Annotated in this window: 18 protein-coding genes; 10 read left to right on the forward strand and 8 right to left on the reverse strand. The window is 32.7% G+C overall.

Annotated features, from left to right (window positions below):
- The first annotated feature begins 1 nt into the window (after nt 1).
- From PBN93_RS02740 to trpA, 6 genes are read left to right on the forward strand one after another with little or no spacing between them, the layout of a single operon-like run.
- Complete coding sequence (locus PBN93_RS02740) at nt 2-565, forward strand: anthranilate synthase component II (RefSeq protein WP_077400528.1); 564 nt, start codon at nt 2-4, stop codon at nt 563-565.
- Nucleotides 566-611: 46 nt separating this feature from the next.
- Nucleotides 612-1,604, forward strand: coding sequence for an anthranilate phosphoribosyltransferase (trpD, locus tag PBN93_RS02745; protein WP_271081378.1), 993 nt, complete (start codon nt 612-614; stop codon nt 1,602-1,604).
- The gene (trpC, locus tag PBN93_RS02750; RefSeq protein WP_271081379.1) at nt 1,605-2,387 is read left to right on the forward strand and encodes an indole-3-glycerol phosphate synthase TrpC; all 783 of its coding nucleotides are present in this window, start codon (nt 1,605-1,607) and stop codon (nt 2,385-2,387) included.
- On the forward strand, nt 2,387-3,028 hold the full coding sequence (locus PBN93_RS02755; protein ID WP_077400519.1) for a phosphoribosylanthranilate isomerase: 642 nt from the start codon (nt 2,387-2,389) through the stop codon (nt 3,026-3,028). The genes trpC and PBN93_RS02755 overlap by 1 nt, the downstream gene beginning before the upstream one ends.
- 31 nt (nt 3,029-3,059) lie before the next feature.
- Nucleotides 3,060-4,241 (forward strand): tryptophan synthase subunit beta, encoded by a 1,182-nt coding sequence (trpB, locus tag PBN93_RS02760; protein WP_271081380.1) that lies wholly within the window; start codon nt 3,060-3,062, stop codon nt 4,239-4,241.
- A 9-nt stretch (nt 4,242-4,250) separates the two neighbouring features.
- Nucleotides 4,251-5,012 carry a tryptophan synthase subunit alpha gene (gene trpA / locus PBN93_RS02765; protein ID WP_271081381.1) on the forward strand — a complete coding sequence of 254 codons (762 nt, stop codon included), beginning with the start codon at nt 4,251-4,253 and terminating at the stop codon, nt 5,010-5,012.
- Between the two features lie 77 nt (nt 5,013-5,089).
- Here trpA and PBN93_RS02770 read toward each other — a convergent pair whose 3' ends face one another.
- The 4 genes from PBN93_RS02770 to PBN93_RS02785 all read right to left on the reverse strand — a co-directional run bounded on the left by PBN93_RS02770 (nt 5,090) and on the right by PBN93_RS02785 (nt 11,434).
- Nucleotides 5,090-6,025, reverse strand: a complete 936-nt coding sequence (locus PBN93_RS02770) for a glycerophosphodiester phosphodiesterase family protein (RefSeq protein ID WP_271081382.1) — start codon at nt 6,023-6,025, stop codon at nt 5,090-5,092.
- On the reverse strand, nt 6,022-6,975 hold the full coding sequence (locus tag PBN93_RS02775; RefSeq protein WP_077400507.1) for an alpha/beta hydrolase: 954 nt from the start codon (nt 6,973-6,975) through the stop codon (nt 6,022-6,024). Before PBN93_RS02775 ends, PBN93_RS02770 begins: the two co-directional genes overlap by 4 nt.
- Before the next feature lie 24 nt (nt 6,976-6,999).
- Complete coding sequence (locus PBN93_RS02780; protein WP_271081383.1) at nt 7,000-9,501, reverse strand: TonB-dependent receptor; 2,502 nt, start codon at nt 9,499-9,501, stop codon at nt 7,000-7,002.
- Between the two features lie 295 nt (nt 9,502-9,796).
- Entirely contained in the window at nt 9,797-11,434 is a 1,638-nt protein-coding gene (locus PBN93_RS02785) for an ABC-F family ATP-binding cassette domain-containing protein (RefSeq protein WP_271081384.1), read from the reverse strand.
- A 180-nt stretch (nt 11,435-11,614) separates the two neighbouring features.
- On the opposite strand from PBN93_RS02785, the gene PBN93_RS02790 reads away from it, so the two are divergent.
- Entirely contained in the window at nt 11,615-11,755 is a 141-nt protein-coding gene (locus PBN93_RS02790) for a hypothetical protein (protein ID WP_171974465.1), read from the forward strand.
- Between the two features lie 173 nt (nt 11,756-11,928).
- Nucleotides 11,929-12,720: a DUF3575 domain-containing protein gene (locus tag PBN93_RS02795; protein ID WP_271081385.1), complete on the forward strand. Its 792-nt coding sequence runs from the start codon at nt 11,929-11,931 to the stop codon at nt 12,718-12,720.
- Between the two features lie 77 nt (nt 12,721-12,797).
- On the opposite strand, the gene PBN93_RS02800 is transcribed toward PBN93_RS02795, so the two are convergent.
- Nucleotides 12,798-16,250, reverse strand: a complete 3,453-nt coding sequence (locus PBN93_RS02800) for a pyruvate carboxylase (RefSeq protein ID WP_077400495.1) — start codon at nt 16,248-16,250, stop codon at nt 12,798-12,800.
- Nucleotides 16,251-16,567: 317 nt separating this feature from the next.
- Here PBN93_RS02800 and PBN93_RS02805 point away from each other — a divergent pair, with 317 nt between their 5' ends.
- Together PBN93_RS02805 and PBN93_RS02810 are read left to right on the forward strand one after the other, a co-directional pair.
- The gene (locus PBN93_RS02805) at nt 16,568-16,696 is read left to right on the forward strand and encodes a 30S ribosomal protein THX (protein ID WP_075695785.1); all 129 of its coding nucleotides are present in this window, start codon (nt 16,568-16,570) and stop codon (nt 16,694-16,696) included.
- Nucleotides 16,697-16,860: 164 nt separating this feature from the next.
- Nucleotides 16,861-17,409 carry a hypothetical protein gene (locus tag PBN93_RS02810; protein ID WP_271081386.1) on the forward strand — a complete coding sequence of 183 codons (549 nt, stop codon included), beginning with the start codon at nt 16,861-16,863 and terminating at the stop codon, nt 17,407-17,409.
- Nucleotide 17,410: 1 nt separating this feature from the next.
- Here the strand turns inward: PBN93_RS02810 and PBN93_RS02815 are convergent, their stop codons facing one another.
- The 3 genes from PBN93_RS02815 to PBN93_RS02825 form a co-directional block, all read right to left on the reverse strand.
- The gene (locus PBN93_RS02815; RefSeq protein ID WP_139344231.1) at nt 17,411-17,788 is read right to left on the reverse strand and encodes a hypothetical protein; all 378 of its coding nucleotides are present in this window, start codon (nt 17,786-17,788) and stop codon (nt 17,411-17,413) included.
- A 52-nt stretch (nt 17,789-17,840) separates the two neighbouring features.
- Nucleotides 17,841-18,602 carry a peroxide stress protein YaaA gene (yaaA, locus tag PBN93_RS02820; protein ID WP_077403750.1) on the reverse strand — a complete coding sequence of 254 codons (762 nt, stop codon included), beginning with the start codon at nt 18,600-18,602 and terminating at the stop codon, nt 17,841-17,843.
- Between the two features lie 90 nt (nt 18,603-18,692).
- Complete coding sequence (locus tag PBN93_RS02825) at nt 18,693-19,727, reverse strand: RluA family pseudouridine synthase (RefSeq protein WP_271081387.1); 1,035 nt, start codon at nt 19,725-19,727, stop codon at nt 18,693-18,695.
- Nucleotides 19,728-19,741 lie beyond the last annotated feature (14 nt).

A 19,741-nucleotide genomic window follows, 5' to 3' on the forward strand; every position in this document is an offset into this window, starting at 1 on the left:
GATGAAAAAGATATTAGTTATAGATAATTACGACAGTTTTACATACAATTTAGTGCACTACCTAGAAGATTTAGATTGTGATGTTACTGTAAAAAGAAACGACCAACTTACACTTGAAGAAGTAGATGCTTTTGAAAAAATAGTACTTTCTCCAGGTCCTGGTATTCCAGATGAAGCTGGTTTACTAAAACAAATTATTGCTACATACGCTCCTACCAAAACAATTTTAGGAGTTTGTTTAGGTCAGCAAGCTATTGGCGAGGTTTTTGGAGGTTCATTAGTTAACCTAGAGCAAGTTTACCACGGTATTGCTACCACTATTACAGTTATTAAAGAAGATGTTTTATTTGCAGGCTTAGGTAACGAGCTAAAAGTTGGCCGATACCACTCGTGGGTTGTAAACTCAGACCTACCAGATGTTTTAGAAGCTACTTCTGTAGATGAAAACGGACAAATAATGTCTTTACGCCATAAGGTGTATGATGTTAACGCTGTACAATTTCATCCAGAGTCTGTACTAACACCAAAAGGAAAACAAATGCTGAAAAATTGGGTAAATAAGTAAAACAAACTATTTGTAAAAATTTACTTATTCAACTAAAAATATAAAAATGAAAACAATATTAAATAGATTAATTAATCACGAAATTCTTTCTAAAGAAGACGCAAAAAATGTTTTGGTTAATATTGCAAAAGGTGATTATAACACAAGTCAAATTGCAGCATTTTTAACCGTTTATATGATGCGTAGCGTTACTATTGAAGAGTTAGAAGGTTTTAGAGATGCATTACTAGACCTTTGTTTAGCTGTAGATTTATCTGCCTACAATCCAATAGATTTATGTGGCACGGGTGGTGACGGCAAAGATACATTTAATATTTCTACGCTTGCCTCTTTTGTTACCGCTGGTGCTGGTATTAAAGTAACAAAACACGGTAATTACGGTGTATCTAGCAAATGCGGAAGTAGTAATGTTATGGAGTCTTTAGGTATAAAATTTAGCAATGATGTTGGTTTTTTAGAAAAAACTATTGATGAGGCTGGTATATGCGTATTACACGCACCACTTTTTCACCCTGCTATGAAAAATGTTGCACCAATACGTAAAGAGTTGGCAGTAAAAACATTCTTTAATATGTTAGGCCCAATGGTAAACCCTGCTTTTCCAAAAAACCAAATGGTAGGTGTTTTTAATTTAGAACTGGCAAGAATGTACGGTTATCTTTATCAAAACACAGATAAAAACTTTACTGTTTTACACGCATTAGATGGTTATGATGAAATTAGTTTAACTGGTAATACAAAAACTATATCACGCTTATCAGAAAATATGCTTAAACCAGAGGATTTTGGAGTACAGCAAATTAAACAGTCAGACATTGTTGGTGGTGATACCGTAGAGGCTTCTGCAAAAACATTTGTAGATATTTTAAGTGGTAAAGGTACAGATCCGCAGAACAATGTTGTTTGTGCCAATGCAGGTATTGCAATTGCTACAGTACAAAATATCACCCCTAAAGAAGGCTTTTTAATGGCGCAAGAATCTTTGCGCAGTGGTAAAGGTTTAGAAGCATTAAAAAAATTACAAAAGCTAAGTGCATAAATGGATATATTAGAAAAAATAGTACTAGACAAACGTAAAGAAGTTGCTTTAAGAAAAACTCTTATTCCTGTATCTCAATTAGAGGCTTCAGTTTTATTTAATAGACCTTGTAACTCTTTAGCTGTTGCATTAAAAAATAGTAATTCTGGTATTATTGCAGAACACAAAAGAAGATCGCCATCAAAAGCAGTAATAAACAATAGCTTATCTGTGCAAGATGTTGCTACTGGTTACCAAAATGCTGGTGTATGCGGTATGTCTGTTTTAACAGATGGCAAATATTTTGGTGGTTCTTTAGACGATTTGTTAACCACTAGAGCAACCGTGCAAATGCCGCTATTACGTAAAGAGTTTATTATAGATGAATACCAAATACTAGAAGCTAAAGCTTATGGAGCAGATGTTATTTTGTTAATAGCAGCTATACTTACTAGAGAAGAAATAAAACGATTTTCTGAGTTTGCTAAAAGTTTAAACTTAGATGTTTTATTAGAAGTTCATAATGATGAAGAATTACACAAATCTATTATGCCTAGTTTAGATATGCTAGGCGTAAACAACCGTAATTTAAAAACTTTTACGGTAAGTTTAGACACAAGTAAATCTTTATCTGACTTAATACCTAATGATTTTGTAAAAGTATCTGAAAGTGGTATTAGCAATATAGAGGCTATTAAAGAATTGCAACCGTACGGCTACAAGGGTTTTTTAATAGGTGAAAATTTTATGAAGACTGATAACCCTGGCGATAGTGCCACCAATTTTATTAAATCTTTAGCCTAATGAAACTAAAAGTTTGTGGTATGAAGTACCTAGAAAATATGGAGGCTGTTGCAGCATTGCAACCAGATTATCTAGGTTTTATCTTTTGGGAACCTTCTTCTCGGTTTTTTAATGGAAAAATGGGTAATATTTCAAAAAACATTAAAAAAGTTGGCGTTTTTGTTGATGCAGATTTAGATTATGTGGTAGAAAAAATTAACCAATACAGTCTAGATGTTGTACAACTACACGGCAAAGAATCTCCCGAGTTTTGTAAAGGGTTACGAAATTCTAATTTAGGATTAAAAGGTAAACAACCACAAATAATAAAAGTTTTTTCTATTAAAGACAGTTTTAACTTTAGCGTTATTACTCCTTTTGAAAAAGTATGCGACTATTTTTTATTTGATACCAAAGGCAAACTACCTGGCGGTAACGGCTACACTTTTAATTGGTCTGTTTTAGAAAACTATCCGTCTACTAAGCCTTACTTTTTAAGTGGCGGCATTGGTGTAGATGATGTACATAAAATTAAAGAATTTTTAAAAACTACGGCTGCAAAATATTGCATTGCTTTAGATGTAAATAGTAGTTTTGAAATAGAACCAGGAGTAAAGAATATTGAAAAATTAAACGAATTTAAAACAGCATTGAGTATCTAAATAAAGTACTTAAAACTTAATACTAATTCAGATGAATTATAATGTAACAGAAAAAGGATATTACGGAACATTTGGCGGTGCCTATATTCCAGAAATGTTATATCCTAACGTAGAAAATCTACGCCAAAATTACCTTAAAGTGATGGCAGAGCCCGACTTTAAGGCGGAGTTTGATCAGCTTTTAAAAGATTACGTAGGTAGGCCGTCTCCCTTGTACTTTGCAAAAAGATTGTCTGAGAAGTACAATACAAAAGTCTATTTAAAAAGAGAAGACCTAAACCATACTGGCGCTCATAAAGTTAACAATACTATTGGCCAAATTTTAATGGCAAAAAAACTAGGTAAAAAACGAATTATTGCTGAGACCGGCGCTGGCCAACACGGTGTTGCTACGGCTACTGTTTGTGCATTAATGGGTATGGACTGTGTAGTGTATATGGGTGAGATTGATATTGCCCGCCAAGCACCAAACGTAGCACGTATGAAAATGTTAGGTGCAGAGGTAAGACCTGCACTGTCTGGCAGTAAAACATTAAAAGATGCTACTAATGAAGCTATTCGTGACTGGATTAACAACCCTGTAGACACACATTATATTATTGGTTCTGCAATTGGGCCACATCCCTACCCAGATATGGTTACCAGATTCCAATCTGTAATATCTGAAGAAATAAAATGGCAACTAAAAGAAAAAGAAGGACGAGAAAATCCTGATTATGTAGTAGCTTGTATTGGTGGTGGTAGTAATGCTGCTGGCACATATTATCACTTTTTGCACGAAGAAGAAGTTGGTATTATTGCTGTAGAAGCTGCAGGTAAAGGAATAAATTCTGGCGAAAGCGCTGCTACATCTGCGCTTGGTAAAGAAGGTGTTATACACGGTTGTAAAACACTATTAATGCAAACCAATGACGGACAAATTACAGAGCCCTACTCTATTTCTGCTGGCTTAGATTATCCTGGAGTTGGACCATTACACGCACACCTTTACAAATCTGGTAGAGGTGAGTTTTACTCTGCTACAGATGACGAAGCTATGCAATCTGGTTTAGAACTAACCAAATTAGAAGGTATTATACCTGCTATAGAAAGTAGCCACGCTTTAGCAATTTTTAAACATAAAACTTTTAAACCAGACGATGTAGTTGTTCTAAGTTTATCTGGTCGTGGTGATAAAGATTTAGATAATTACATTAAATATTTTAACTTATAAAATTGTATAATGAATAGAATTAATCAAAAAATGCAAGAAGACAAAAAACTTCTTTCATTGTACTTTACAGCAGGTTACCCAGAGCTTAACAATACAGTTAAAATTATTGAAGATTTAGAAGCTAATGGTCTTGATATGATAGAAATTGGATTGCCTTTTAGTGATCCACTAGCAGACGGTCCAACCATACAAAATAGCTCTACAATTGCGCTTAAAAATGGTATGACCACCAACTTACTTTTTGAGCAGTTAAAAGATATACGTAAAACTGTTTCTATTCCTTTAATTGTTATGGGATATTTTAACCCAATGTTACAATACGGTGTAGAAGACTTTTGTAAAAAATGCTCAGAAATTGGTATAGACGGTTTAATTATGCCAGATTTACCTTTGGCTGTTTACCAGGATGAATACGAAGCTATTTTTAAAAAGTACAACTTAAAAAACATCTTTTTAATTACACCACAAACTAGCAACGAGCGTATTAAACAAATTGATGAAGCCTCTGATGCCTTTATTTATATGGTAAGTTCTGCTAGTGTAACAGGTTCTAAATCTGGCTTTGGAGATGAGCAAACTGCTTATTTTAAACGCATAGCTAGTATGCAACTTAAAAACCCACAAATTGTTGGTTTTGGTATTAATAATAACGAAACGTTTACACAAGCTACAGAAGATGCAAAAGGTGCTATTATTGGCTCCGCATTTATAAAACATCTTACAGAAAATGGTGTAGATAACATTAAAGAGTTTGTACAAAAAATAAGATAAAAACTTATTTCTAATAAGTATAAAAAAAGCTGTTTCAATTGTGAAACAGCTTTTTTTGGTTGTGGTTGTTTGCGTTATTATTTTCTGTATTGTAGAGCCTTGTTAGGGTAATCTGTAATTAAACCATCTACTCCCATTGCAAGTAAATTTTCCATATCAGTTTCATTATTAACTGTCCAAGGAATAACTTTCATATTTTTAGAGTGTAGTTCTGCTATAACCTCTTTAGATAACATACTATGTAGCGGACTATAAATTTGTGGCACAAACCCTAATGTATCTAAATTAGTTTTTACATCATTTTTATATACTAAAGCAGCCAATGTATACTCTGGATAATTTTGATGTAAATATTGCAACACTCTAAAATCAAAACTTTGTAGCACCACATTTTCAACAGCAATTTTATCTTTAATAGTCGCTATGACTAAATCAGAAAAATCTTTTGGGTTAGGATGATAAATACCATCTCCCTCTGGTAAACTCTTAATTTCGATATTATATTTTATTGGCGTAGCATTGCCTGCTGTTAATGAATCTGCAAGAGCTATAACATCTAACAATAAAGGTTTAGTTACAAACTGTTTTTCTTGCTCTGGAAACTTAACATTACCCATACTACCACAATCGTATTTTTGAGTTTGCTTATATGTATGCTCATAAATATTTAATGCAATAGAATCTTTTTTAGCAATCGTTTTCCCAAGAGAATCTAAACAAAAAAGCGGGTTAAAATAAGGCTCATGAGAAACCAAAACTTGTTTATCCTTAGTTACAGCCAAATCTAGCTCAATAGTATTTACACCCAATTCTATTGCTTTTGTAAAAGCTGGTATGCTATTCTCTGGCATTAAACCTCTAGCACCACGGTGACCTTCTAAATCAAAATTATAAGTTACCACTGTTTCTTCAACCGGAGCTGCATCTTCTTTTTTTTCTTTCTTTTTATCGCTCTGCTTACAAGCCATAAAACCAAGGCCAATAAGGCCACAAATAGCTATTTTTAGTTTCATTTTATAATTTTATTTAAAAAGTCAACTGTATTTAAATACACACCTTCCCAATCTTTGGATCTAATATCACTTGCTATAACGTGATTTCCACTTCTTGGAAAAGCCATTTTAGTTTTATCTTCTTCTGGTGTTCCTAGAGCATTAAACATTACTTGCATTGCTGGCACAGAAACAACTTTATCTTGCTCTTCTTCATTTTTATAATAGTATCCTAAAAATACAGGACAAGTGACTTTTGAAAAAGTTTCTGTTGTCATTGTATTTGTAAGCATAGTAATTAATGAAATATAGCCATTTATGTGGTAGTTGGTAGACCAATATTTTGCTTCTAATTCTGGACGTTCTTGCACTTGCATTGTACCTCCTAAAGCCTTAATAAATTGCTCTTTACCTCCTGGTTGTATTACTGCTTTCATTGCTGGGTTAAGCAAATCTATAAACGGAGAATACAAAACCAACGCTTTTATATCTTTATCTTCTGCTGCTATTGCCAAACTTAATGTACCACCTGTAGATGTACTAATTACTATAACCTCATCTCCTATAAGTTTGCCATAAGCAATTGCTTGTTTTGCAGAAGCAATATAATTTTCTGGTGTTAAGTTTTCAAAAGTATTATCTCTGTAAATTCCGTGTTCTTCTAAACGGGCCATATAGGTATTTGCTTTAAAGTGAGCAGATAACTGAGACATTACTGGTTCACCTTCTGCAGAACTAGCACCAAAGCCGTGTAAATACACAAACGCAATAGGAGATTTTTTATACTTATAATCGTCTGACCATATAATATGTGCTTCATTATCTGCCTTTATACCTACTACATTACTCTCCTCTATTTGTATATTTTTCTCTAACTCTTTTAGTTCTTGCATTTTTGCGCCTTTTTGTGCGGTCGCAAAAAACGCAAATACTAGAAATAAAGAAAGAATATATGTGTTTTTATTTTTCATTATATTGTTTTTAAATTATTTAGTTTAAAAATTTACTGACAATTGAAGTCCGTAAAATGCTGGAGGACCTGCAATAAATGTTGGAATACCAAAAGCACCACCTGTATTACCAGCATCTATAATAAACTCCTCGTCTAAAACATTGGTTGCGTATAAACTAATTTCATACTTATCTTGTATGGTTATACCTGTTCTAATGTTTAATAAACCATAACCATCCTGAGATATGTTTGGTAAATTAGTTTCCTCAAAGAAAACTTTAGACTTATAAGTATATGTTGGTCTTAAAAATACAGCTACTTTTTCACTTAAAGTAGGGTTGATATTAAATCCTGCTGAGAAAGAGTGTTCTGGTGTTAACCTAAACGTATTTCCTGCCAATTGCTGTGGGTTACCGTCTGAATCTTCATCATCAAAAGATGCATCTATATACCCATAATTAGCAAAAAAAGAACTGCTTTTTGCAAATTGGTACTGCATAGCCGCCTCAAAACCTAAAGCAGTAGCACTACCACTATCGTTAGGAAGTATTACTAACCCATCTGTTTCATCTAAACGTGCAATTGTAGTTTGAAAATTACTATAGTCATAATAATACCCATTTACATCAAACTGTAGTTTATTATCTAACATTAATGATTTTAATCCTAGCTCGTAAGACCATACCGTTTCGTCTGACAATACATTTACATCAGTTGCTGTTACATTAATTACGTTTGGTCTTCTACCGCGCGCAACATTACCAAAAAAAGTTACCGCATCACTTAAATCATAATTAACAGCAAACCTACCTACTGCAGATGTAAAAGTTTCACTTGCCGAAACCCTACCATTTGTTGGCGTAAATAAGTTGTTAGGGAAAGCTCCTAAAAAGTTACCTAACAATCCTGGATTTTCTGCATTTATAACCTCTAAACCAGCATTACTATTTTCTAAAGTTGCTCTTAATCCTAATGTAAATGTTAGTTTATCTGTAACATCATAAGAAGCATCTGCAAAAATATCACCAGAATAATTTTCTCCATAATTAATAGAGTTTTCACTATTAAAAGGTAATAACGGAGCACCTGCTAATGGCCCAAAACTACCTGGATCGTTAGGAATATTAGGAAATAAAGTTGGCACACCGTTTACAACCAAAGCATCTGTTGCTACTAAAAGTGCTAGGTAACTTTGTTCATTAACCTCAAAAGGTACTGCTTGTGACCCGTTTTCATAAAAGAAATTAGCTCCAAAGAAACCAGATAATTTATCATCATTATCAAAATTAAAACGTACTTCTTGACTAAATTGTTCTCCTTCTGCAACCTCTCTAAAAAATAAAACTGGTGCTGCAGTACCATCTGCATCAAAAGCCTCATCTGAATTAAATTTTCTATAAGCAGTAGTAGAAGTTATATCCCAATTATCATTTAACGACGACTTTAAAATTCCTGTAAAACCATATACTGTACGGTCTAAGCCTAGTTCCTTACCACGCTCTAAATCCGCAAAAGAGTTAGGGTTTAAGTCGCCTCCTAAAGGAGCAAAAGTTCCACTTTTAAAAGAAGTTCCTGGAGGTGTATCTTGTTGCCAATTTGCAATAAAATCAAACGTAGTGTTATCACTAATTATATATTTTAAAGAGCCTCTAAGCGCCAAAGTTTCTTTACCATTTAGGTCTCCTCCAGAAAGGTTTTCTATATAACCATCTCTTCTATTGTAAATTGCAGCTACACGAGCAAACAACTTGTCTTTTACTAAAGGTGTGTTTACATAACCGTTTACTAAAAACTGATTGTAATTACCAATACCTGTTTTTAAAGAAGCAGAAGTCTCATTTTTAGCTTTATTTTGAATAATATGCATTGCTCCAATCTGCGCTCCTCTACCAAAAAGAGTCCCTTGTGGGCCTTTTAAAACTTCTACTCGCTCTATGTCAAACAACTCTACTACAGAACCGCGAGATTTACTAATAGAAACCCCGTCTTGAAAAACAGATACTCTTGGCTCTACTCTAGAGTCTCCGCTATCACTAGTAATTCCCCTAACAACTATACCAGGATTGTTTACACTTTGTATTTGTATTTGTAAACCTGGTACATAATCTGAAAAAGTATCATACTCAAACGTACCTTGGTTATTTATAAAGTCACTCCCATAAGAAGTTATTGCAATTGGTACATCTTTATTTAATTGCTCTCTTTTTTGTGCTGTAACCACTAAACCATCTAACTGAAAAGATGGTTCTTTTAAATTAAAATTTAAAGTTGTTTTTGGAGCTGCAATATTTATTGATTTTTTTATGCTTTTGTACCCTAAGTAAGATACTGTAATGGTATAAGTATTATAAGACAAATCATCTAATTTGTATGTCCCGTTTTCATCTGTAACTGCTCCTATTGATATACTTTGTATAACCACGTTAGCTCCAATTACAGGAGTTCCTGTTTCATCTAAAACCTGACCAGTTATACCTCCTTTGTTTTGTGCTGTTACCGTAAATGCGGTAAGTAATAGTAAAATTAAATAGTAATTCTTTTTCATTGTGTGTTTTTAAGTTGCCCAAAACTATATAGCTACTGTTAAGCTAAAAGTGAGGCTACTTTATATTAATGTTACACAAACATTAATACGCATTAAGTCAGTATTAATAAAGAGCTGCCATTGTTAAGGAAAGTTTAAACAAAACACATAACCAACTACAAACAAGTTGTTTAAAACTAAAAACACTATTCAACTTATAAATTGTTCAACTGTTCAATTTATACAATAAAAAAAAGCCCTAAACAATATAATTAAATATAATGTTTGGGCTTATATCAAAAATAAAATACAATCGCTACTTTTTTAAATCGATGTCTTTTATGTTTTTAATCTTATTTCGCTCTAAAAAAGCATCAATAGTTTCAAAGTGTTCTATTACACGTTGGTCTTTAAATTCAAATACTTTTTCTGCAAGGCCTTGTAGAAAATCACGATCGTGAGACACAAGTATTAATGTACCATCAAAATCTAACAATGCTTCTTTTAAAACATCTTTAGATTTTAAATCTAAGTGATTTGTAGGTTCATCTAATATTAAGAGGTTTACCGGTTCTAGCAATAATTTTACCATTGCTAACCTTGTTTTTTCACCTCCAGATAGTACACTTACTTTTTTATCTACATCATCTCCTTTAAACATAAACCTACCCAAAATATTTTTTATTTGAGTACGCACATCTCCTTTAGCAACCTCATCTACAGTTTGAAAAACAGTTAAATCTGGATCTAGTAATGACGCTTGGTTTTGAGCAAAATAACCTACTTGTACATTATGCCCTAAACTACATTTGCCCTCATACTCTATTTCGCCTAAAATAGATTTTATCATTGTAGATTTACCTTCCCCGTTTCTACCAACAAAAGATACTTTTTCTCCTCTAGAGATAGACATATTAGCGTTTTTAAACACTGTATGATCTCCGTATGTTTTTGTTAAGTCTTCTACAGTAACTGGGTAATCTCCTGAACGCTGTGCAGACGGAAAAGATAATTTTAAAGCAGAGTTATCTACTTCATCAATCTCTATAATCTCCAATTTTTCTAACATACGTTCTCTTGATGAAACTTGGTTTGTTTTAGAGTATGTTCCTTTAAAACGCTCTATAAAACGCATATTGTCTTCTATAAACTTTTGCTGTTCTTCATATGCTTTTATTTGATGCGCTCTACGGTCTTCTCTTAATTGCAAGTAATGAGTATAATTTGCTTTGTAATCGTAAATTTTACCCATAGTAACCTCTATAGTTCTATTGGTAATATTGTCTATAAAAGCTCTGTCATGTGATATTACCATTACAGCTTTTGCTTTGTTTATCAAAAAGTCTTCTAACCAAATTACAGATTCTATATCTATGTGGTTTGTTGGCTCATCTAACAAAATTAAATCTGGCTTTTGCAGTAGTATTTTTGCCAGTTCTATACGCATACGCCAACCACCACTAAACTCACTTGTTTGTCTTGTAAAGTCTTCGGGTTTAAACCCTAATCCTTTTAATGCTTTTTCTACCTCAGCATCATAATTTACATCTTCTAAGGCATAATATTGCTCACCAAGTTCAGACACCTCTTCTATAATTTTCATATAGGCATCACTCTCATAATCTGTTCTTGTCTCTAGCTCTTTATTTAAATAAGCCATACGGTCTCTCATTTCAAAAACGTGACTAAAAGCCTTAGAAGCCTCTTCTACTACCGTACTGTTATCTTCTGTTAATAAATGCTGTGGCAAATAAGCAATTACAGTATCTTTAGGGCAACTAACTTTACCCTTTGTTGCCTTTTGCTTGCCTGCAACAATTTTCATCATTGTAGATTTTCCAGCTCCGTTTTTACCCATTAATGCAATTTTATCATTTTCATTAATAACAAAATTTACACCACTAAATAAAGTTGATCCGCTAAATTCTACTGCAATATTATCTACTGTAATCATTTTTATAATTTAAGATTGCAAAACTAACAAAAAGTAAAGAATTTAATAGATAGTTTACATAGTTTATATAAAAGCAATAAAGCCCCCGTTTAACATTCATTAACAAAGACTTACAAGTCTATTAACTACTTTTTTTGATTATTAATTGTACATTGTAGATGAACATAAAAAACAAATGATATGGGAATTATAGATGATAAGAGATTAAAAAGAAAAGTAAAACAAACAAATCCTACAAACCCAACAGGTAATACGGATATAGACACAAATAAGTTTGATATTGATTCTGAAACCATTAAGGATCAACAAAATAAGAAATAACCTTACAAGCTTTATATGCAAAAGCCCTAGAGTCATAATGATTCTAGGGCTTTTATTTTTTTATAAAAAAATACATTAGTAGTAATTTAAAGTAAAATTTTTAAAAATAAAGTTATATAACCGTAGTAATTTCCTACATAAATAGTTTTATTTAATCAATTTAAAAACAAACAATGAAAAAACAAATCTTATTACTAACTACGTTTTTATCTGTAACGTGTTTTACGTACGCACAAGAACTAGAACCTACTGACCAAACCAACAATGAAGAACAGTCTATTTTAGAGTATCAAGACAAAAAAAACATTGCAAAACTGAGTTTAACAAGTTTAGTTTTTAGAAACTTTCAATTTCAATATGAAAGAGTTTTAAACAAAACTTTTTCTGTGGCGTTATCTTATGGAACAATACCAGAAGGCGGCATTCCGTTTGGGAGTTCTTTTGTTGATGAAGACGAAGATGATGATTTATCTAATATTGTAAATGACGGTAAAATGAGCTACTCTAGTTTTACACCAGAAGTACGTATTTACACAGGAAAAAAAGGATACGGAAAAGGATTTTATTTAGCTCCGTTTTTTAGAGCGTCTAAATACACTTTTAAAAATGTAAATTTTAGCTTTGATGCAGATGGTGGAGGTACAGAAACTTTAACTACTAGCGGTACTATTAAAGGTAATACTTTTTGTTTGTTATTTGGATCTCAGTTTAACCAAGGAAGCAACCTTGTTTTAGATTGGTGGATTGCTGGTCCGCATATTGGGTCTAGTAATGGAAACTTAAAAGGTGTATCTTCTAGAGTCTTATCTCAAAACGAACAAGATGCTTTACTAGAAACTTTACAAGACACAGATATTCCTTTAGTAGATACTAAGTATAAAGTAGACGCTAATGGCGCAGAAATAGACTTAGATGGTCCTTGGGCTGGTGTACGTGCTGGTTTAAGTATTGGATATAGATTTTAAGCTGTAAGTGCATAAAATAAAAGAGCTATTCTTTATTATAGAAGAATAGCTCTTTTTTATTGATTATTAAATTGCGACTATTTAAGCACAAGAACTAAGTCATCAGAATTTACAAGTGCACCACCTGTTAATTGTATTTTATCTACAATGCCTTCGGCTGTAGCAGTTACAGTTGTTTCCATTTTCATAGCCTCAATTACAAACAAAGGCTGGTTCTTTTTAATCTCCTGTCCTTTTTTAACTAAAACGTTAGACAGCAACCCTTGTAAAGGAGCTCCTATTTCTTTAGGATTATCTTTATCAATTTTTACGTTTTGAGCCTTAATTACTTTTACGGCTTTATCTTTAACCATTACATTACGTAATTGCCCATTAATTTTAAAGAAAATACTAACGTAACCGTTTTCATCTGGCTCTCCTTTTAACATTAAAGATACTAACACGTTTTTACCACGATCTAATTCTACCAAAATTTCTTCTCCTACTTCCATACCATAAAAGAAATTTTTAGTTGGTATGTTCATAACATTACCATATTTAACGTGGTTATTGTAAGCATCTGTAAATACCTTTGGATATAATTTATAGGATAAGAAATCTGTAATTTCTAAATCCCTTCCCATACCTTTTCTAAACTTGCGTTTAAAAGATTTAAACTCTTTATCAAAATCTATAGGGTCTAAATGTGCATTTGGTCTTTCTGTATAGGCTTCTTGATCTTTTAAAATAATTTTTTGTAGTTCTTTTGGGAATCCACCTACGGGCTGACCTAAATCTCCTTTAAAGAAACTAATAACAGACTGCGGAAAAGAAATAGAATCTCCTCTTTCAAGCACATCTTTTACAGTTAAATTATTACTTATCATGTACTGAGCCATATCACCCACTACTTTAGAACTCGGTGTTACTTTAACTATATCTCCAAATAATTGGTTTACCTCTCCGTACATTTTTGTAACTTCTGGGAACTTATCTTCTAAACCTAAAGCTATAGCCTGACCCTTTAAGTTAGAATATTGCCCTCCTGGTATTTCATGTTTGTAAACTTCACCTGTTCCAGATTTTAATCCAGATTCAAACGTGTAGTAGTAATTACGAACCGTTTCCCAGTAGTTAGAGTATTCTGCAAGCTTATCTGTATCTAACTTATTTTCTCGTTCATGAAAACGCAACATCTCTACAAGAGAGTTAAAATTTGGCTGTGATGTTAAACCAGACAATCCGCCTAGTGCTACATCTACAACATCTACACCTGCTTCTATTGCTTTTAAATACATTGCCGCCTGTATAGAAGATGTATCATGAGTATGTAAGTGTATTGGTATATTAATTTCAGATTTTAAGGCTGATATTAACTCAAATGCAGCATTTGGTTTTAATAAGCCTGCCATATCCTTAACTCCTAAAATATGCGCACCAGCATTTTCTATATCCTTTGCTAATTGAATATAATATTTAAGATTATACTTTGTTTTTTTAGGATCTAAAATGTCTCCTGTGTAACAAAGCGATCCTTCTGCTAAACCACCGGTTCTATTACGTACATGTTCTATAGTTGGTGCAATAGATTTCATCCAGTTAAGAGAGTCAAAAATACGGAACACATCTACCCCAGTTTCCCAAGATTGTTCAACAAATTTTTCAATTAAATTATCTGGATAAGCTGTATATCCTACACCATTAGAACCACGTAAAAGCATTTGTAATAATACATTTGGCATAGATTTACGTAATAACGCCAGACGCTCCCAAGGGTTTTCTTGTAAAAAACGTAAACAAACATCAAATGTAGCACCACCCCAAACTTCCATACTAAATATCTCTGGAAAGTTTTTAGCGTAGCCTTCTGCAACTTTTAACATATCTATAGTACGCATACGGGTTGCCAATAAACTTTGGTGACCATCACGCATTGTGGTATCTGTAAAATGAACTTTTTTCTCATTTTTTAACCAGGTAGCAAAACCTTCAGGCCCTAGTTCTGTTAACAAATCTTTAGTTCCTTTTGGGTAAGAACTCATTTTTTCAAAAGATGGTACTTTGGGCTTAGAAAAAACGTGGTTAGGATCTTTCTTTTTAACATCAGGATTTCCGTTAACAATGGTTTCCCCTAGGTATTCTATAAGTTTGTTAGCTCGGTTTCTTGGTTCTACAAACTCAAATAACGAAGGCTCATTTTTAATAAAATTAACCGTAACCTTACCATCTCTAAAGGTTTGGTGCTTTAAAATATTATCTAAAAACGCCATATTGCTTTCTACACCTCTAATACGGAACTCCGCTAATGCCCTACGCATTTTACGGCAAGATCCATCTAAGGTTCTACTAATTGCAGAAACTTTTACAAGCATAGAGTCAAAAAACGGAGAAATACGTACGCCTTGGTAAATACTACCAGCATCTAATCTAATACCAAAACCAGAAGCACTTCTGTACGTAGTAACCACACCATAGTCTGGCTTAAAGTCGTTTGCAGGGTCTTCTGTAGTAATTCTACACTGCAGTGCGTAACCATTAATTTTTACAGATTCTTGATCTTGTATTTTTATTTGCTGGTCTGATAATTTGTAACCACCTGCAATAAATAGCTGAGCCTTTACCAAATCTATATTGGTAATCATTTCGGTTACTGTATGCTCTACTTGTATTCTTGGGTTTACTTCTATAAAGTATATACTACCATCTTCATCTACCAAGAACTCTACGGTACCTATGTTATTATAATTTACCGCTTTACATATATCAATAGCGTACTTATACAAACTATCTCTGGTTTCTTGTGGCAAACCAATAGACGGAGCAAACTCTATTACTTTTTGGTAACGTCTTTGCACAGAACAATCTCGCTCATACAAGTGTACCATATTGCCGTGTGTATCTGCTACTATTTGTACCTCTATATGTTTTGGGTTTTCTACAAATTTCTCAAGAAAAACAGTATCATCACCAAAAGCATTTAAAGACTCTCTACGTGCTTCAGGAAAAGCTTTTTCTAACTCTTCTTGTGTACGTATAACACGCATACCGCGGCCACCACCACCCGATGCAGCTTTTAGCATAACTGGGTAGCCAATACGGTTTGCCTCCTCTATAGCTATACCAACCTCAGTTAAATCTTTATCACTACTTTGTATTACAGGTACATTATTAGCCACAGCAACTTCTTTTGCTGTTATTTTATCTCCTAAAGATTTAAGAACAGAAACTTTAGGCCCAACAAAAATTATGTCATTATCTGCACACTTTTGTGCAAACTCAGCATTCTCAGATAAAAATCCGTAACCAGGGTGTATGGCATCTACTCCATTATCCTTTGCTACCTGTATTATAGCATCAATATTTAAATATGGTTTTAAAGGTTCATGATCTTCACCAATCTGGTAACATTCATCTGCTTTATACCTGTGTAACGAATACCGATCTTCATAGGTGTATACACCTACCGTTTTAATGCCTATTTCTACACAAGCTCTAAATATACGGATAGCAATTTCTCCCCTATTAGCTACTAAAACCTTGTTAATCTTCATTTATTAATGTATTTATTAGTGTTTACTTACGAGTTCTAATAATTTTATTAAATTAATTATAGATAACCAAAATAATTTAACATAATTATTACCTGATTGGCTGTTTTCAAAGGTACTTCATTTAAGCGTTTTTAACAATATTAAAATTTTACAAAACGGAGGTATTTCGTATCATATTATCACTATTTTATATATATTACAATTATTTAACAAGCAACTAAGATATTTTAATGCATATCTTCTTTTAAATGCTTTTTAAAATTAACTTGACATTCTACTTAAAAATTAGTACCTTTTAAGGGAATTTATAGAACACTATGGGAAAAGGCGATAAAAAATCTAAACGAGGAAAAATTATAAATGGCACATATGGAGCCAGAAGAAAAAGAAAAATTAAAAAACAGCCAACTTTACAAGAAAAAATTAGCCCAGATAAAAAGAAGTAAGTCAACAACTTATGCTTTTTATCTATAAAAACTTACAGTTTAACCGATATAAAAAGCGTTTTTCACCACAACTTTGCTTATGTTTACCACATAACTTTTAATAAAAGCCAAAAATAAACCAACTTTGTAATTCATAATTACAAACAAAACCAACCCCCAAGATTATGTTTAAAAGTGCATTTGTATTTATTTCTCTTGTAATAACAACAGGTTTTACAAGAACTCCAGTATCTAACTGTGATAATGCTTACTCTGCAAGCTCTTACGCCCTAAATTATGCCAAAAAATCTTTAAAGGCAGATAATTTTGATCATCAAAAGTTTTATGCTAACAAGGCTTACATTGCTTTAGAGAAAACAAATAGGTTAATGAAAGATTGTAATTGTGCAGATGCAAAAAATTCGGTTCTAAAAGGATTAGAAAATATTGATAAAGCTACTGCTCCAAAAGATTGGGATTTAGGTAGACATTACGCAAAATTAGCTTTATTAAATGTTGAAAACACGATAACAGCATTAGACATATTTACTCAAAACGGTATTAATACAGTATCATCTGAATTAGAGCTTAAAGACAATGCCTTATTACTAGAAGCTGCGGAATTAGAAAAACAACGTGTTGCTTTAGAAGCTGAAATTGAAAGATTATTATCTAAAAAAAGAGCTTTAGCAATAAAAATTGCTGAAAATATACAAATGCAAAGACAAAATTAAATTAGTCTACCACTAAATTTAACACTACTCCATTACCTTCTTCAGTGATATTTAGCTCATAGGTATAAAAACCTAATGGTAATGGTGTTTCCCCAACGTAATCTATTGGTTGTAAGGTATAGGTTTGTCCATCTGCCTCTATTACTACAGCCGCATATGCATATGCCGTTTCATATTCAAAATACTCAGATACTTCCCCAGAAGCTACGTCGATATGCACATTTTCTGTATCACCATTTATTTGTACTACATCATAAGCTACCGCACTAACATTTTTTATTCTAATATTTACCGCTTCAAGGTTATCATCCCTGTCATCACAACTTAATAATGTGAACAGTATAACTATAATAGAAAAAAATAGAGTTTTATTTTTCATAGGAAACATATATTATTTGTCTACTATAAAAAACGGTAATTTAAAGATATTATTATCTAATAAAAACTGGCATATTTTCTTTTTCTGTATGCTCTTCACTAAAAGCATAGCCGTCTGTGGTAAAATTTTTAATATCGTTTAAGGTTTCTGCATTAGTATCTACAATATAACGTACCATAGATCCTCTAGCCTTTTTAGCGTAAAAGCTAATTACCTTTAGCTTATCATTTTTCCAATCTTTAAAAACAGGTGTAATTATGGTAGACTTTATACCTTTTTTATCTACTGCACTAAAATACTCGTTACTTGCAAGGTTTACAAAAATTTCATTTTCCTGTAACTCTTCATTTAAGTACGCTGTTACATCTTTCTTCCAAAATTCGTGTAAATTTTTATTACTACCCACTGCCATTTTAGTTCCCATTTCTAGGCGATAAGGCATTATTAAATCTAACGGTTTAAGAATACCATATAGACCAGATAATATTCTTAATTTATCTTGTAAAACCTCTAGTTTATCCTCTTGTAAAGAATAAACATCTAACCCTTGGTAAACATCGCCATTAAATGCAAATACTGCTGGTCTGGCATTTTTAGTTGTAAAAGGCGTTGTAAAGTCCTGATTGCGTTGCCAATTTAGTTGTGCCAAATTATCAGAAATACTCATAAGCTCAGATATATCCTTAGGAGACTTCTTTTTTAAAACATCATTCAACTTTGTTGCTTGCTCTAAAAATTTAGGTTCTGTGTATGTATCTGTTGGCAGTTTAGATTCAAAATCTAACGACTTAGCTGGTGAAATAACAATCTTCATCTTATTTTTTATTTAATGCTAAAATTAAGAATCATTTTTTATGTTTTTCACAAAACACAAAAGAGATTTTTAATACCACTATTGTAAAAACTAATTCTCGGCAGAATGTTTGGCATAATGCCTCCATTTTTCTATAACGCTAGCCATATCTTCAGGAATTTCTGTATTAAACTGCATTAACTCCTTAGTAACCGGATGCACAAAGCCAAGAGTTTTAGCATGCAGGGCTTGCCTTGGTAGTATTTTAAATGCATTTTCTACAAACTGTTTGTATTTTGTAAAGGTTGTACCTTTTAAAATACGCTCGCCTCCATAGCGTTCATCATTAAACAAAGTATGACCAATATGCTTCATATGCACTCTAATTTGGTGCGTTCTTCCCGTTTCTAACTTACAAGAAATTACGGTAACATAGCCTAAACGTTCTAAAACTTTGTAATGCGTAATAGCTTCTTTTCCTTGGTCTCCTTCAGGAAAAACGTGCATTTGCAACCTATTTTTTGGGTGCCTACCTAAATGTCCTTCTATAGTACCTTCATCTGCCTCTACATTTCCCCATACAATAGCTACGTATTCTCTTTCCGACGTTTTATCAAAAAACTGTTTAGATAAAAATGTCATTGCAGCTTCTGTTTTTGCAACTACTAAAAGTCCAGAGGTATCTTTATCTATACGGTGTACCAAACCTGGCCTATCACTACTGTTGTTTGGCAAATCTACCTTGCAATGGTGTAACAGTGCATTTATTAATGTACCAGAATAGTTTCCATGACCCGGATGAACTACCATACCTGCGGGCTTGTTTACTACCAAGAGAACATCGTCTTCATAAACAACATCTAAAGGAATATCTTCTGGTTGCAGTAAAAATTCATACGGAGGATGGCTAAACATGACACGGATATCATCACCGGCTTTAACTTTATAGTTTTGTTTAACAACAACATTATTTACCCAAATATGACCATCTTTTGCGGCTTTTTGTATTTGGCTACGCGTTGCGTTTTCTATAAAATTCATTAAAAATTTATCAATACGCAGGGGCTCTTGCCCTTTAGCAGCAACTACTTTATGGTGTTCATAAAGTTCATCATCATTGGCTTCTGGTCCAAATTCTTCACTCATAAATATGTAGCTAA

The sequence above is a fragment of the Cellulophaga omnivescoria genome, assembly GCF_027915275.1.
In the GTDB taxonomy this organism is placed as follows: Bacteria; Bacteroidota; Bacteroidia; order Flavobacteriales; family Flavobacteriaceae; genus Cellulophaga; species Cellulophaga omnivescoria.

Coding starts and splice junctions, on each gene's coding strand:
- PBN93_RS02805 (WP_075695785.1), top strand. CDS start 16,568: ATGGGAAAAGGCGATAAAAAATCTAAACGAGGAAAAATTATAAATGGC.
- PBN93_RS02795 (WP_271081385.1), top strand. CDS start 11,929: ATGAAAAAACAAATCTTATTACTAACTACGTTTTTATCTGTAACGTGT.
- PBN93_RS02740 (WP_077400528.1), top strand. CDS start 2: ATGAAAAAGATATTAGTTATAGATAATTACGACAGTTTTACATACAAT.
- PBN93_RS02780 (WP_271081383.1), bottom strand. CDS start 9,501: ATGAAAAAGAATTACTATTTAATTTTACTATTACTTACCGCATTTACG.
- trpA (WP_271081381.1), top strand. CDS start 4,251: ATGAATAGAATTAATCAAAAAATGCAAGAAGACAAAAAACTTCTTTCA.
- trpC (WP_271081379.1), top strand. CDS start 1,605: ATGGATATATTAGAAAAAATAGTACTAGACAAACGTAAAGAAGTTGCT.
- trpD (WP_271081378.1), top strand. CDS start 612: ATGAAAACAATATTAAATAGATTAATTAATCACGAAATTCTTTCTAAA.
- PBN93_RS02800 (WP_077400495.1), bottom strand. CDS start 16,250: ATGAAGATTAACAAGGTTTTAGTAGCTAATAGGGGAGAAATTGCTATC.
- PBN93_RS02825 (WP_271081387.1), bottom strand. CDS start 19,727: ATGAGTGAAGAATTTGGACCAGAAGCCAATGATGATGAACTTTATGAA.
- PBN93_RS02785 (WP_271081384.1), bottom strand. CDS start 11,434: ATGATTACAGTAGATAATATTGCAGTAGAATTTAGCGGATCAACTTTA.
- yaaA (WP_077403750.1), bottom strand. CDS start 18,602: ATGAAGATTGTTATTTCACCAGCTAAGTCGTTAGATTTTGAATCTAAA.
- PBN93_RS02790 (WP_171974465.1), top strand. CDS start 11,615: ATGGGAATTATAGATGATAAGAGATTAAAAAGAAAAGTAAAACAAACA.
- trpB (WP_271081380.1), top strand. CDS start 3,060: ATGAATTATAATGTAACAGAAAAAGGATATTACGGAACATTTGGCGGT.
- PBN93_RS02815 (WP_139344231.1), bottom strand. CDS start 17,788: ATGAAAAATAAAACTCTATTTTTTTCTATTATAGTTATACTGTTCACA.
- PBN93_RS02810 (WP_271081386.1), top strand. CDS start 16,861: ATGTTTAAAAGTGCATTTGTATTTATTTCTCTTGTAATAACAACAGGT.
- PBN93_RS02775 (WP_077400507.1), bottom strand. CDS start 6,975: ATGAAAAATAAAAACACATATATTCTTTCTTTATTTCTAGTATTTGCG.
- PBN93_RS02770 (WP_271081382.1), bottom strand. CDS start 6,025: ATGAAACTAAAAATAGCTATTTGTGGCCTTATTGGCCTTGGTTTTATG.
- PBN93_RS02755 (WP_077400519.1), top strand. CDS start 2,387: ATGAAACTAAAAGTTTGTGGTATGAAGTACCTAGAAAATATGGAGGCT.